Source organism: Halomonas elongata DSM 2581 (assembly GCF_000196875.2).
Lineage (GTDB): Bacteria > Pseudomonadota > Gammaproteobacteria > Pseudomonadales > Halomonadaceae > Halomonas > Halomonas elongata.
The window spans coordinates 824,563-837,050 of sequence record NC_014532.2 but is presented as its reverse complement, the minus strand read 5'-3'; the positions used below and the strand labels follow the sequence as shown (position 1 = coordinate 837,050).

At 65.0% G+C, this 12,488-nt stretch carries 14 protein-coding genes and 1 tRNA gene; 4 read left to right on the top strand and 11 right to left on the bottom strand.

Going from position 1 to position 12,488, the window contains the following annotated elements:
* Window positions 1-52: 52 nt before the first annotated feature.
* Window positions 53-679 carry a YqiA/YcfP family alpha/beta fold hydrolase gene (locus HELO_RS03840; protein WP_049786187.1) on the bottom strand — a complete coding sequence of 209 codons (627 nt, stop codon included), beginning with the start codon at window positions 677-679 and terminating at the stop codon, window positions 53-55.
* A 53-nt stretch (window positions 680-732) separates the two neighbouring features.
* Complete coding sequence (pgi, locus tag HELO_RS03835) at window positions 733-2,418, bottom strand: glucose-6-phosphate isomerase (RefSeq protein WP_013331474.1); 1,686 nt, start codon at window positions 2,416-2,418, stop codon at window positions 733-735.
* An 86-nt stretch (window positions 2,419-2,504) separates the two neighbouring features.
* Here pgi and cmoA point away from each other — a divergent pair, with 86 nt between their 5' ends.
* Window positions 2,505-3,248, top strand: coding sequence for a carboxy-S-adenosyl-L-methionine synthase CmoA (gene cmoA / locus HELO_RS03830; RefSeq protein WP_013331473.1), 744 nt, complete (start codon window positions 2,505-2,507; stop codon window positions 3,246-3,248).
* Between the two features lie 2 nt (window positions 3,249-3,250).
* Window positions 3,251-4,258, top strand: a complete 1,008-nt coding sequence (gene cmoB / locus HELO_RS03825; RefSeq protein ID WP_013331472.1) for a tRNA 5-methoxyuridine(34)/uridine 5-oxyacetic acid(34) synthase CmoB — start codon at window positions 3,251-3,253, stop codon at window positions 4,256-4,258.
* A gap of 112 nt (window positions 4,259-4,370) precedes the next feature.
* Here cmoB and cysN read toward each other — a convergent pair whose 3' ends face one another.
* The 7 genes from cysN to HELO_RS03790 form a co-directional block, all read right to left on the bottom strand.
* A complete protein-coding gene (gene cysN, locus HELO_RS03820) occupies window positions 4,371-5,798 on the bottom strand; it encodes a sulfate adenylyltransferase subunit CysN (protein ID WP_013331471.1) in 1,428 nt (475 codons plus the stop codon).
* A 48-nt stretch (window positions 5,799-5,846) separates the two neighbouring features.
* Window positions 5,847-6,089: a four helix bundle protein gene (locus HELO_RS03815; protein WP_109637604.1), complete on the bottom strand. Its 243-nt coding sequence runs from the start codon at window positions 6,087-6,089 to the stop codon at window positions 5,847-5,849.
* Window positions 6,090-6,094: 5 nt separating this feature from the next.
* Complete coding sequence (gene cysD, locus HELO_RS03810; protein WP_082995185.1) at window positions 6,095-7,066, bottom strand: sulfate adenylyltransferase subunit CysD; 972 nt, start codon at window positions 7,064-7,066, stop codon at window positions 6,095-6,097.
* Between the two features lie 168 nt (window positions 7,067-7,234).
* Window positions 7,235-7,966 carry a metallophosphoesterase gene (locus tag HELO_RS03805; RefSeq protein ID WP_041601893.1) on the bottom strand — a complete coding sequence of 244 codons (732 nt, stop codon included), beginning with the start codon at window positions 7,964-7,966 and terminating at the stop codon, window positions 7,235-7,237.
* Window positions 7,966-8,412, bottom strand: a complete 447-nt coding sequence (locus tag HELO_RS03800; RefSeq protein ID WP_013331468.1) for a DUF1249 domain-containing protein — start codon at window positions 8,410-8,412, stop codon at window positions 7,966-7,968. Before HELO_RS03800 ends, HELO_RS03805 begins: the two co-directional genes overlap by 1 nt.
* Window position 8,413: 1 nt before the next feature.
* Window positions 8,414-9,061, bottom strand: coding sequence for an NUDIX domain-containing protein (locus HELO_RS03795; protein WP_041601892.1), 648 nt, complete (start codon window positions 9,059-9,061; stop codon window positions 8,414-8,416).
* Between the two features lie 79 nt (window positions 9,062-9,140).
* Window positions 9,141-9,776, bottom strand: coding sequence for a TRAP transporter TatT component family protein (locus HELO_RS03790; RefSeq protein ID WP_013331466.1), 636 nt, complete (start codon window positions 9,774-9,776; stop codon window positions 9,141-9,143).
* Window positions 9,777-9,952: 176 nt separating this feature from the next.
* Between HELO_RS03790 and greB the strand changes: the two genes are divergently transcribed.
* Window positions 9,953-10,492 carry a transcription elongation factor GreB gene (gene greB / locus HELO_RS03785; protein ID WP_082995232.1) on the top strand — a complete coding sequence of 180 codons (540 nt, stop codon included), beginning with the start codon at window positions 9,953-9,955 and terminating at the stop codon, window positions 10,490-10,492.
* 3 nt (window positions 10,493-10,495) lie between these two features.
* Here the strand turns inward: greB and HELO_RS03780 are convergent, their stop codons facing one another.
* A complete protein-coding gene (locus tag HELO_RS03780) occupies window positions 10,496-11,485 on the bottom strand; it encodes a class I SAM-dependent methyltransferase (protein WP_013331464.1) in 990 nt (329 codons plus the stop codon).
* Window positions 11,482-12,306, bottom strand: coding sequence for a methyltransferase domain-containing protein (locus tag HELO_RS03775; RefSeq protein ID WP_013331463.1), 825 nt, complete (start codon window positions 12,304-12,306; stop codon window positions 11,482-11,484). The genes HELO_RS03780 and HELO_RS03775 overlap by 4 nt, the downstream gene beginning before the upstream one ends.
* A 104-nt stretch (window positions 12,307-12,410) precedes the next feature.
* On the opposite strand from HELO_RS03775, the gene HELO_RS03770 reads away from it, so the two are divergent.
* A tRNA-Arg gene (locus HELO_RS03770) sits at window positions 12,411-12,487 on the top strand.
* The last annotated feature ends 1 nt before the right edge of the window (window position 12,488 follow it).

The following is a 12,488-nucleotide window of genomic DNA, read 5'->3' as shown; positions in this document are numbered from 1 at the left end:
CCTTCCGTGAATGCTTGACTCGCCATGATGCCTCATGGCGCGACGCCACCACTCAACGCTGCATCGCCACCGCCCCGACCGGCAGGGCATGGCCGCCGTGGGCCAGAATCGCCGGCAGGTAATCGGCCAGGGCGGCGAACCCATGGTCTCCTCGCGGATGCAGGATGCTTGCCGCGCCCCGGTAGAAGGCCCAGGCATCCCGAGCGTCCAGCGTTTCGTCGGCCGTGCCCAGCAGCAGCAGATAGCGCCGTGGCTCGACCCGCTCGGGAGCAAGGGCCTCCAGGGCCCGGCGATGCGACTCTTCGATCCGGAAACGCTCGCCGCTGTACGGATTGACGAAGGTCTCGCCGATCCAGGACGTCACCAGGCGGGCCGGCGTCACGGCCGGATTGATCAGGGCGGCCGGCAGGTCGTGGCGCTCGGCGACCAGGGTCGCCAGGAAACCGCCCATCGAGCTGCCCACCACCATGGGGGCCGTGCCCAGCTCTTCGAGGCATGCCTCGGCTACCGCCAGCGCCTGATCCGGCCGGTGCGGCAACTGGGGCGTCGCACAGGGCAGCGACAGTCGCTCGCAGGCCGCGCGCATCAGTGCCGCCTTCGGCGAGGCACTGCCGCTGTTGAAACCATGCAGATAGAGTACGCCACTGGCAGGCATCGGCGATCGCATGGCACTCAGCATACCCGAACCCCTGTATATATGGCCAGCATCATCATACCGATCAATATCGGCCCTCAACTCGACTCTCGCGACTCGGCCTCCCAGACGGCCTCGATGAGACCGCGCGTGGAATCGTCCATGCCCTCGAGCCCGGCCTGGTGTTCGAGGATGCGCCGCGTCTCGCCGGCCAGTGTCTTGCCGAGTTCCACACCCCACTGGTCGAAGGGATTGATGTCCCAGATGGTCGCCTGCACGAAGACCTTGTGCTCGTACAGGGCGACCAGAGCTCCCAGGGTACGCGGCGTCAGGCGATCCAGCAGCAGGGTACTGGAAGGCTGGTTGCCGGCATAGCGCTTGTGGCCGGGACGCGGCCCTTCGTCCTCGAGCGCCGCATCGCCCAGCATCAAGGCCCGGGACTGGGCGAAGCAGTTGGCCAGTGTCAGGCGATGCTGGCTCATCAGGTGATCGCGGGTGGCGGGATCGGCCACGTCATCGTAGCGCACCCGGGGCGCGATGAAGTCGCACTCTACGGACTGCGTACCCTGATGCAGCAACTGATAGAAGGCATGCTGGGCGTTGGGGCCGAGTTGCCCCCAGAGCACCGGGCAGGTGGAATAGCCCACCGGCTCGCCGTCATGATTCACCGACTTGCCGTTGGATTCCATCTCCAGCTGCTCGAGATAGGCGGCGAAGTATTCCAGGCGTCCGTCATAGGGCAGGATGGAATGCGCCCGAATATCCAGGAAGTTGACGTTCCAGATGCCCGCCAACGCCAGCAGCACGGGCAGGTTGTCGCCCAGTTCGGCCTCGCTGAAGTGGCGGTCCATGTTGTGGGCGCCGGCCAGTAATTCACGGAAATTCGCCATCCCCACCGCCAGGGCGATCGGCAGGCCGATGGCTCCCCACAGCGAGTAGCGTCCGCCGACCCACTCCCAGAACTCGAGCTGGTGCTCGTCAGCGATGCCCCACTCGCGCATCTTGTCGGGGCTGGCCGAGACGCCGATGAAGTGCTGACGCATCACCAGCGCTTCGTCGACGCCCTCCTGCCGGTCACCGCCGAGCAGCCTGGCCTTCAGCCAGTCCCTTGCGGTGCGGGCATTGGTCAGGGTGTCGATGGTGGTGAAGGACTTCGAGGACAGCACGAAAAGCGTCGTCTCGGGGTTGAGCCGCGTCAGATAGTCGGCGAGTTGCGAGCCGTCCATGGTCGAGGCGAAGTGCACATCGATGCGATGGATGCCCTCCGGCCGATAGTCGGCCAGGGCGTGGGTGACCATCAAGGGGCCGAGATCCGAGCCACCGACCCCCAGGTTGACCACATCGCGGATGGGCTTGCCGGTGACACCACGCCACTGGCCCGCGTGGAAACGCTCGACCATGGCCGCCATGCGATCCAGGGTCGAGTGCACCGAGGGCACCAGATCCTCGCCCTCCACCTCGAGCCGGGCATCGGCCGGCAGGCGCAAGGCCGTATGCAGCGCCGGCCGATTCTCGCTGAGGTTGAGCCGCTCGCCGGCCAGCAATCCACGGATGGCATCCGGCACCCCCGCATCGCGGGCCAGATTCAGCAGCAGCGCAAGGGTATTCTCGTCCCAGCGCTGTTTGGAAAGATCGAGTGTCAGGCCGGCGGCCTGTCGACTGAAAGCGGCGAAGCGCCCCTGATGCTCGGCAAAGAGCTCGCGCAGGTGCCGCCGGCCCATGTCATCAGCATGCTCGGCCAGGGCGCGCCAGGCACTCCGCTGTTCGACGGGGGGTTGGCTCATGGATTCCCTCCTGGTGATCCTTTCGTGCAGCCCGGGGCAGGGAAGCGTAGAATGGCGGGCTTCCAGCCCAACGCTTCAACCTGCCCATGAGTGACGCATCTTACCGTGACGCCATCTTTTCGACACCCCTGGACCGGGTGGCGAGTTTCTCCTTCGACGAGCGAGTGGTGGCCTGCTTTCCCGACATGATCCGTCGCTCGGTACCGGGGTACGGCCAGATACTCGCCATGCTCGGCCCCCTGGCCCGCCGCCACCTGCGCCATGGCGGTCATGTCTATGACCTGGGCTGTTCGCTCGGCGCCGCAGGCCTGGCGCTGGCCGGCCAGTTACCGGTGGACGCCTTTCGCTACACCGGCATCGACCTCTCGCCGACGATGGTCGAACGCGCCCGCCAGACCCTGAAAGAGGAATGCCCCGGGCACGACATGACGGTGATCGAGGGCGACATCCGCCACCAGGCTTATGACGCCTCGGGCATGATCCTGCTCAACTTCACCCTGCAGTTTCTCGATCCGACGGATCGCGACGCCGTGGTGGCCCGCCTCTTCGAGGCCCTGGAGCCCGGCGGTGTGCTGATTCTGTCCGAGAAGATCGTCGCCGACGACGAGCAGGACAACGCCTGGCTGGTCGAACGCTATCACGATTTCAAGCGCGCCAACGGCTACAGCGAGCTGGAGATCAGCCAGAAGCGCACGGCCCTGGAGAACGTCCTGGTGCCGGACACCCTGACGGCTCACCATGCCCGGCTCGCACGCGCCGGTTTCAGTCGCTCGCTGACCTGGTTCCAGTACTTGAACTTCGCGTCACTGATCGCCTTCAAGGAGGCCTGACGTTGAGCATCCCCGACGTTCATCGCCCTCTTTATCAGGCCTTTCTCGACCAGGCCTTCACCCGCCGGGGCTTCGACGCCTGGCTGGCACGACTACCCGAGCAGCTCGCCCGGGGGCTCGATCCCAAGCGATACGGCGACCTGAAGGCCTGGGAGAAGGCCGTGGCCAAACTGCCGCCATTGCCCGAACCGCGCCGGGTCCGGCTGGATGCCGACAGCGTGACGGTCGAATGCGAACTGGACGACGCCCGGCGACGCCAGTGCGAGAACCTGCTGCGTGCGTTGGCGCCCTGGCGCAAGGGGCCTTACCGGCTGGGTGGCGTGACCATCGACACCGAGTGGCGCTCCGACTGGAAGTGGCAGCGCGTCGCCCCTCACCTTTCGCCATTGCAAGGACGCCGGGTACTCGACGTGGGCGGCGGCAACGGCTATCACGCCTGGCGCATGAGCGGCGCCGGTGCTGCCTTCACGCTGGTGATCGACCCTTCGCCACGCTTCTTCTGGCAGTTCCAGGCCGTGCGTCACTTCGTCGGCGATGCCGACAACGGTCGCACCCAGTTTCTGCCGGTGGGCATCGAGGACGTTCCCGACGAACTGGCCGCCTTCGACACCGTCTTCTCCATGGGCGTGCTCTATCACCGCCCCTCGCCGCTCGAGCATCTGCTGCAACTCAAGGCCGCCTTGCGGCCGGGCGGAGAACTGGTGCTGGAAACCCTGGTAGTACGCGGCGACGACACCACGGTGCTGCTGCCGGGCGAGCGCTACGCCGCCATGCCCAATGTCTACTTCCTGCCGTCCTCCGCGGCACTGGTCGGCTGGCTCGAGCGTTGCGGCTTCGAGAACGCCCGCGTGGTGGACGAGGCCGATACCAGCCTCGACGAGCAGCGCGCCACCGACTGGATGACCTTTCAGTCCCTGGCCGACTTCCTCGACCCCGAGGACACGACCCGCACCCGTGAGGGCTATCCGGCGCCACGCCGCGCCGTGGTGATCGCCAACCGACCGGCCTGAGCCATCCACGCTACGCTAAAACGACGAGGCCCCGCCGCGTGTCACGCGGCGGGGCCTCCTTGCTTTCGACCGGCGCTGCTCCCGCTTCTCGCTCAGGAAGCAGCGCGGATGCTCAACGGCTCATCAGTTGACTGATGTCCTTGGCCTCCCAATGCGGAAAGTACTTGCGCACCAGGGCATTGAGCTCGACTTCGAAATTCGCCCAGTCGACCTCGCCCGGCCCGCCTTCCGCCGCCTCGGCCGCGCCGCGAATCATGCCGGCTCCCATGGTGACGTTGGACAGGCGGTCGATGACGATGAAGCTGCCCGTACCCGGACTGACGGCGTAGTCATCCAGGGTGATATCTTCGGTCAACGCCACCCGGCAGCGTGCGATGGCATTGAGCTCGAGCCGCTCGGCCGGATGATGGGCCAGGGTGTTGACGTCGACCTGGTAATCGATAGCCTCGACCCGCCCCGACACGGAACGCCCGGAGAGACGAATGTCGACCTGCCGACCCGGCTCCAGCGGCTGCTCGTGCATCCACACGATGTCGGCCTCGAAGGCGTTGGCACGCGCGACCTCGGCATCTTCGGCGACGAGCCAATCACCACGCGAGATGTCGATCTCGTCCTCCAGGGTCACGGTGATCGCCTGCCCCGGCCAGGCGGTCTCGAGATCGCCATCGAAGGTGACGATACGCTCGACCCTGGAGCGCTTGCCGGAGGGCAGCACGCGCACGGCCTGGCCAGGGCGCAGGATGCCCGACTCCAGGGTGCCGGCATAACCACGGAAGTCCAGGTTGGGCCGATTGACGTACTGGATCGGCAGGCGAAGATCGCGCAGGTTCTGATCGTGGCGCACTTCGATGGTCTCGAGCAGTCCGAGCAACGCCGGCCCGTCATACCAGGGCATCGTCTCGCTCTTGTTGACCACGTTGTCGCCCTTCAAGGCCGACATCGGCACGAAGTGGATATCCTCGGCACCGAGCTGCTCGGCAAACTCGCGGTACTCGGCGACGATCTCCTCGAAGCGCGCCTCGCTGTAGTCGACCAGGTCCATCTTGTTGACCGCGATGACCAGATGGCGAATGCCGAGCAGATCGGCGATGAAGCTGTGCCGCCGGGTCTGGGTCTGCACGCCGTGGCGGGCGTCAATCAGGATCACCGCCAGCCCCGCCGTCGAAGCGCCGGTGGCCATGTTGCGCGTGTACTGCTCATGCCCCGGAGTATCGGCGATGATGAACTTGCGCTTGTCGGTCGAGAAGAAGCGGTAGGCGACATCGATGGTGATGCCCTGCTCCCGCTCCGACTGCAGGCCATCCACCAGCAACGCCAGATCCACCTCGTCACCGGTGGTCCCGCTGGTCTTCGACGCCTGGGTGATCGCCGCCAGTTGATCGTCGAAGATCATCTTGGAATCGTGCAGCAAGCGACCGATCAGGGTCGACTTGCCGTCATCGACACTGCCGCAGGTGATGAAGCGCAGCAGGTCCTTGTTCTCGTGTTCGTGCAGGTACTGCTCGATATTATCGGCAATCAAGCTGGATTGGTGTGACATAACGCATCCCGAGAAATAAGAGAGAAGAGGAAAGAGGGAAGAAACCCATCAATCTGCGCTGAAGTCAGGCTGCTTGCGAATCAGCCCTGCCAGCATGGCAGCAATTTCCTTGGTCTCGGCTACCCAGAGACACCCCTTCTCACGTTCGATGTAGCCAATCTCCATGCCGATATAGATCTGTGTTCCGAGTTCGGCACTTGAGCCCTTGGCCATAAAAAGAAACTTGATACGGTCGTTGACGGAAGGTTTCGTCTTACAACTTCCTTCTTCCGTCTTTCTAACGCGCCGCAGGCGCGTTAGAAGTACCCTTCCCGCTTCTTCTTCTCCATGGAGCCGGCCTGGTCGTGGTCGATGGCGCGGCCGCTGCGCTCCGAGGTCCGGGTCAGCAACATTTCCTGGATGATCTCGGGCAGGGTGGCCGCCTTGGACTCCACGGCACCGGTCAGCGGATAGCAGCCCAGGGTACGGAAGCGCACCCACTTCTCTTCGGGCACCTCGCCGGGCTCCAGTGGCATGCGGTCGTCATCGACCATCACCAGCATGCCATCGCGCTCCACCACCGGACGCGGGGCGGCGTGATACAGCGGGACGATGGGAATCGACTCCAGGTAGATGTACTGCCAGATGTCCAGCTCGGTCCAGTTGGAGAGCGGAAAGGCGCGAATGGATTCGCCCTTGTTGACCCGGGCGTTGTAGAGGTTCCACAGCTCGGGACGCTGGTTCTTGGGATCCCAGCGATGGTGCTTGTCGCGGAAGGAGAAGACCCGCTCCTTGGCCCGGGTGGCCTCCTCGTCGCGCCGCGCGCCGCCGAAGGCGGCATCGAAGCCGTACTTGTCCAGCGCCTGCTTGAGCGACTGGGTCTTCATCACGTCGGTGTAACCGCTCGAGCCATGATCGAAGGGGTTGATACCCGCTTCGACGCCTTCCTGGTTGATGTGCTCGATCAGCTCCATGCCGGATTCCGCCGCCATGCGATCGCGGAACTCGATCATCTCGCGGAATTTCCAGGTGGTGTTGACGTGCAGCAAGGGGAACGGCGGCGGTCCGGGGTAGAAGGCCTTGCGCGCCAGGTGCAGCATCACCGAGGAGTCCTTGCCGATGGAGTAGAGCATCACCGGATTGGAGAACTCGGCGGCCACCTCGCGGATGATATGGATCGACTCGGCCTCGAGCTGCTGCAGGTGAGTCATCCGGCGCGGCGTCAGCCCCGAGGCATGCTCATCGGTCCGAGGGGTACGCTGGTGTGTGGGGGCATCAAGACTGGTCATGGGCCCGACTACCTCGCATGAATTGGGGAAACACGGCTTGCGCCTCACAACGCTCGTCGATTTTCAGCGTTGCCCTGGGAGGAAGACGCATCATGCGGGCCAGCTTATCGCGCCACCACAAATAACGTGAAAGAATTAATATCTATCTTTTTATTCTTTAAAAAGATATCAGAGCGCCACCCGCTCCACCCGAGTGCTCAAGGCATCGCCCAGATCGAACACCCGGAACCCCGGCAAGGCCGCCGCATCCACGGCGAACGTCTCGGCGCCGGGCAGGAACTGGTCGGACGTGGCCGGGCAGGCATAGATAGCGACCTCGCCATGGGGCGTTGCCCGGCGACATTCGAACGCCTGGTGGATATGGCCGCACAGGATCGCCTCGACCCGCTCGTGCGTTGCCAGCACCTCCCAGAATGCCTCGGCATCGACCAGCCCCAACGCATCCACCCAACGAGAGCCGACGCTGACCGGCGGATGGTGCATGGCAACCAGGGTCGGCCGCTCGTCCTCCGCCAGGCGCTCCGCCAGTGCCTCGAGACGCGCCGCCCCTAGGGCGCCATGGGTCTGACCGGGAACCTGGGTATCGAGCAGCAACAGGCGCCGCTGCCCCAGGTCCACGCTCTCATCGAAGGGGCGGCACTCGGCCATCCGGGCTGGTTCGTCATGGTTGCCGGGCAACCAGGACCAGGGACAGTCGAGCCGGGCCAACTCTCGCTCGGCCAACGCATAGGAGGCCGCCGTCTCATCCTGGCTGACATCGCCGGTGACCAGCACCATGTCAGGACGCCAGGAGGCGGCCTCCTCTACCACGCGGACGAACTGGCGATGAGGAACTCCGGTGCGGGAGCGGGCTGCCGGATCGGCGTGCAGGTGGCAGTCGGTAATCTGGATCAGTCGCATCAAGGCAATTCGGGCAGGTCGATAGAATGGCCGTGCGCCAGACCGTGATCCAGCCATTCGCCGAGAAAGCGATTGAGCTGGAGCTTCTCGTCGGGCTGATGCATGCGGGAATTGGGATAGCGATAGCGACCATCGAAATGCCGCTGACGCTGGAAGTCGGTCACCTCGGCCATGCGCACGTCGTGATAGAGGTGGACGCGCATGCGCGGCGTCTCCAGTACCGAGTCGAGAACGCCCCGCTGGGAGACCCGCACGATGCTGGTATAGGGCGCCCGCTCCTGGAGCTTGAGGCACAGTACACCGAGGCGCCGGCCATGGTTGACCAGCTCCACCTCACGGGACTCGCCGGCCTCCAGATCGCCCAGCAGGCGGGTCAGGCGCACATAGTTGGCGGTGCACTCGCCCTGGAGGCCTTTCAAGTCGGTGACATAGGCGCTTCTCGACACGCTACCTCCTTGCTCTCAGTGAGGCCCGCTCCGCGGCCAGCCAATGGAAGGCGATCAGACACATGGCATTGTCGAGTCGCCCGTCCCTCAGGAGTTCCCAGGCACGAGCGAACGATAGCACATGCACGCGAATGTCCTCGTTCTCCTCGGCGAGACCGTGGACGCCTCCCAGACCGCGGCTGTCGATCAGGCCGCAGAACAGCGACACCCGTTCATCGCAGGCACCGGGGCTGGGATAGTAGGTATGCAGCTCGACCAGTTCGCCGACCGGACAGCCCGCCTCCTCCATGGCTTCGCGGCGCGCCACCTCGGCGGCGCTCTCCCCGCGCTCCACCAGGCCGGCGACGATTTCGAGCTTCCACGGCGAGACGGGATCGTCGATGGCCCCGGCGCGAAACTGCTCCACCAGGACCACGGCATCTCGTTCCACATCGTAGAGCAACACGCCCACGGCGTCATGGCGATGATGCACCTCGCGGGTCATGGGCGCACTCCAGCCGCCCTCGAAGAGGCGATGGCGCAGGTGCAGCTCGTCCAGACGAAAGAACCCCTCCTGCAGACAGCGTCGCTCGATCAACTCCACATCGCCGCCGCCGAAATCGGCGCCGGCCGGCCGATGGGAGGAATCGGCGGCATCGGTCTCCGACATGCGGACCTCCGGTGTTCGCGAAAGCCCCATTATCGTGGTCCCGGAGCGCGTTCACAATGGGACCATCACCAACGCCCGCCTAATCCTCCAGGCGCTCGACCATGTCCTTCGCCTGACGACGCAGCACCTCGTCGGATGCCTGCCGGCCTTCGCGAGCCTGACCTTCCATGGCACGGCGCGCGTGCTCCAGAGCCTCGGCGTCGCGCCCTTCGTCCGCCAGAAAGGCAGCGTAATAGTAATGGACATCGATGCCCTCGGGGCGAATCTCCAGGGCACGCTGGAACATCCGCTCGGCGGTGTCGTCATCGCCGAAGGCCACCGGCCAGCCCGGCGCCCGATCGTACAGCGCACCGAGAGTGACATAGGCGGAACCGTGATACCCTTGCGGGTCGATCTCGATGGCGCGCTCCAGCACCCGGCGCGCATCCTTGGCCGGCCCCAGCGCATCCAGCCCGCCGACTTCCCGGGCCAGAGAAGCCAGGATGATGCCCTGCCAGACCAGCACCTCACTGGTGTCGGGATTCGCCTCGGCAAGCGCCCCGGCCTCCCCGGCCAACGACGACAAGGCATCGGCGCGGCGCGTCTCGTCCATGGCGGTGGTGATGTTCTCCCAGCGATTGCGCAGCGAGAAGATTTCGTTCTCCCAGGCCTGAACGACCGGTGCGATGCCCAGCCCCAGGCACAGAACGGTGGCAAGCAGATGACGTCTCGACATGGCGGCTTCCTCGGGTTGTGGTTATCGGAATGACCTTTCCTCTCGAAATGTAACGAACGTTTGATTAAGTCTCCACCCGAATCGTCCCACAGGCGGTTTTCCATCCATCGGACCGATTGCCTGCCGACGGGCCCATGGCGTATGTTGCGGCCTTCGACGAGCAAGAGGCGCGATTCATGAAAGGCCGCAACATGACCCGTTGGCGCGATCCCGCCAAGGACCCGCGCCAGGAGCCCAAGAGCAACCTGATCACCGCCGAGGGGGCCGAGCGCCTGCGCGGCATCCTCGATCACCTGTCGCGGGTCAAGCGCCCCGCCCTGTCCACCAAGGTGGGCGAAGCCGCCGCTCTCGGCGACCGCAGCGAAAACGCCGACTACACCTACAACAAGAAGGAACTCAACCGGGTCATCGCGCGCATCCGCTACCTGACCAAGCGACTGGACGAGTTGCAGATCGTCGACCGCCTGCCGGCGGATACCGATCGGGTCTTCTTCGGTGCCTTCGTCACTCTGGAGGACGAGAACGGCGAGGAGCTACGGCTGCGCATCGTCGGACACGACGAGACCGACACCGGCAAGCACTGGATCAGCGTCGATGCCCCGCTTGCCAAGGCCCTGCTCGGCAAGGGGCTCGACGACGAAGCCACGGTAGCCGCCCCCGGCGGCGAGACGACCTATCTGATCACCGAGATCGACTATCGCGATCCTCAGGCTTGAAGCTCAGCGTTTCACCGCTCGATAAACCCGGAAACGACGGTCGTCGGCGAGTATCTCGAAGCCACCGAAGGCGCGCTCCAGCAGATCCGGATACGGCAGGAAGGCATTGGCGACCATCACGAGCTGGCCACCCGGCTCGAGACGCTCGGGGGCTCCGGCGATCAGCCGCCCGGCGGGACCATAGTCGACGGCACGTTCCTGATGGAACGGCGGGTTGCTGACGATGGCATCGAAACGCGTCTGGGGCAGGCCGGCATAGACATCGCTGTGAAACACTTCTCCTTCCAGGCCATTCGTCGCCAGGGTCCGCCGGGTCGCCTCCACCGCGAAGCCATTGACGTCCGCCGCCGTCACCGCGAGCCCGCGCCGCGCCAGCCAGGCGGCGATGATCCCGTCGCCGCATCCCATGTCCAGCACTGAGCCCTGATTCGGCAGAGATGACGCCAGTTGTGCCAGCAACAATCGAGTCCCGTCATCCAGCTTGCCGTGACCGAACACGCCGGGATGACTGACCAGCGTCAGCCCCTCGGCCTCGAAGCTCGTCCAGGCGGCATCCGGATCGATATCGACCCGATCCAGCCGTGAGGCGAACAGGCTGCAGCGCCGTGCGCTGTCGACCTTGCGACACCCGAGCCCCAGCGCGGCCAGCACTTTGAGCACGCGCTTGATGCCGCCCTGGTTCTCGCCGACGACGTGAAGCGGCGTTCCCGGCGCCAGCCGAGCGCACAGCCACAGCAGCCACCATTCACCCTGGGCGTGTGCCTTGGGCCAGAACAGCACCACGCCCTCCGGTGCCAGTTCGTCCATCGCGAAGGGAGAGCTGGCCCCCCTGCCGCCCTCGCGCCATGCCGAGAGCAGCGTCTGATCGGCGGACAGCAGATGACCTTCCCCCTCTTCCAGCCAGCGGTCCCGGGGCGGCGCCACCCACAGCCAGCCGCGATAATCGGTCGACTGGCGTTCGAGCAGTTGGCAGACAGGCGTTTCGGCACTCATCGAAGCGTTTCCTCGGCATTGTCAGGAAGGGCGCGCAGGGTATAGAGCAAATAACGGCCCAGCCGCCAGTACGGCTCGCGGCGACTGTAACGCCACTCGAGTTCGAGCAGCTTGCGGTATTGCTCGTCGTCGGCCGGAGGATCCTGCAGGTAATCATGAAAGACCCGCACTCCGGCGCAATGCGTGACGGCCAGGCCATTCTCCCCGGCCCAGGCGAGGATCTCGTCATGACGCAACGGCGAGATGGGCGTCAGCCGCTTGCGGCGCCCCTGGCCGGCCAGCCGGTCGGCCAGCACACGGTCGAGATTGCCCTTGACCACATTGGAGAAACGCAGGGCGTCATGATTGAAGACCATCAACGACAGCTGCCCCTGCGGTGCCAGCAGGCGCGCCAGAGTGGCGAGAGCGGCGCGCGGGTCGGCCATCCACTCAAGCACGGCATGACAGGTAATCAATGGCCAGGGACCGGGCAGTCGTTCGGGCAATGCCTGGAGCGGCAACGGCAACGCTGTCACCGAGGTACCGGCAAGCGACTCGCGTGCTCGTCGGAGCATGTCATCGGCGGGCTCGCATAGCGTCACCTCATGTCCGCGCTCCGCCAGCCAACCGGAAAGCTGGCCAAGGCCACCGCCGACATCGAGGGCTGGTTGACCATCGAGCGCGAGCATCTCGGGCAACAGGCGATCGAGCAGGTCCAAACGCAGCTCACCGCGCGCCTTGCCGTAGAGGCTGTCGGCGAACTTGTCGGCCATGCCATCGAAATAGCGGTCGCCATCCGGCGAGAGATGTGTCGCGATAGCGGTCGTTCCCGTCGTTTGCATGAGAGAAAGATATTTTAACCGGAAATGCCGGACAACTCATGGGCACCTCGGGTTTATCTTGCCCGGTCAGGCGCTTATACTATGGCCCGTTTTGAGCCAGCCCCGCCCTCTTAGCTCAGCAGGATAGAGCAGCCGCCTCCTAAGCGGCAGGTCACAGGTTCGAATCCTGTAGAGGGCGCCAT

Excerpts from the sequence above, each read along its gene's own strand:
- HELO_RS03775 (WP_013331463.1), bottom strand. The coding sequence starts at position 12,306 with ATGCAAACGACGGGAACGACCGCTATCGCGACACATCTCTCGCCGGAT.
- cysN (WP_013331471.1), bottom strand. The coding sequence starts at position 5,798 with ATGTCACACCAATCCAGCTTGATTGCCGATAATATCGAGCAGTACCTG.
- cmoA (WP_013331473.1), top strand. The coding sequence starts at position 2,505 with ATGAGTGACGCATCTTACCGTGACGCCATCTTTTCGACACCCCTGGAC.
- HELO_RS03790 (WP_013331466.1), bottom strand. The coding sequence starts at position 9,776 with ATGTCGAGACGTCATCTGCTTGCCACCGTTCTGTGCCTGGGGCTGGGC.
- cysD (WP_082995185.1), bottom strand. The coding sequence starts at position 7,066 with ATGACCAGTCTTGATGCCCCCACACACCAGCGTACCCCTCGGACCGAT.
- HELO_RS03805 (WP_041601893.1), bottom strand. The coding sequence starts at position 7,966 with ATGCGACTGATCCAGATTACCGACTGCCACCTGCACGCCGATCCGGCA.
- HELO_RS03840 (WP_049786187.1), bottom strand. The coding sequence starts at position 679 with ATGCTGAGTGCCATGCGATCGCCGATGCCTGCCAGTGGCGTACTCTAT.
- pgi (WP_013331474.1), bottom strand. The coding sequence starts at position 2,418 with ATGAGCCAACCCCCCGTCGAACAGCGGAGTGCCTGGCGCGCCCTGGCC.
- HELO_RS03780 (WP_013331464.1), bottom strand. The coding sequence starts at position 11,485 with ATGAGTGCCGAAACGCCTGTCTGCCAACTGCTCGAACGCCAGTCGACC.
- greB (WP_082995232.1), top strand. The coding sequence starts at position 9,953 with ATGAAAGGCCGCAACATGACCCGTTGGCGCGATCCCGCCAAGGACCCG.
- HELO_RS03795 (WP_041601892.1), bottom strand. The coding sequence starts at position 9,061 with ATGTCGGAGACCGATGCCGCCGATTCCTCCCATCGGCCGGCCGGCGCC.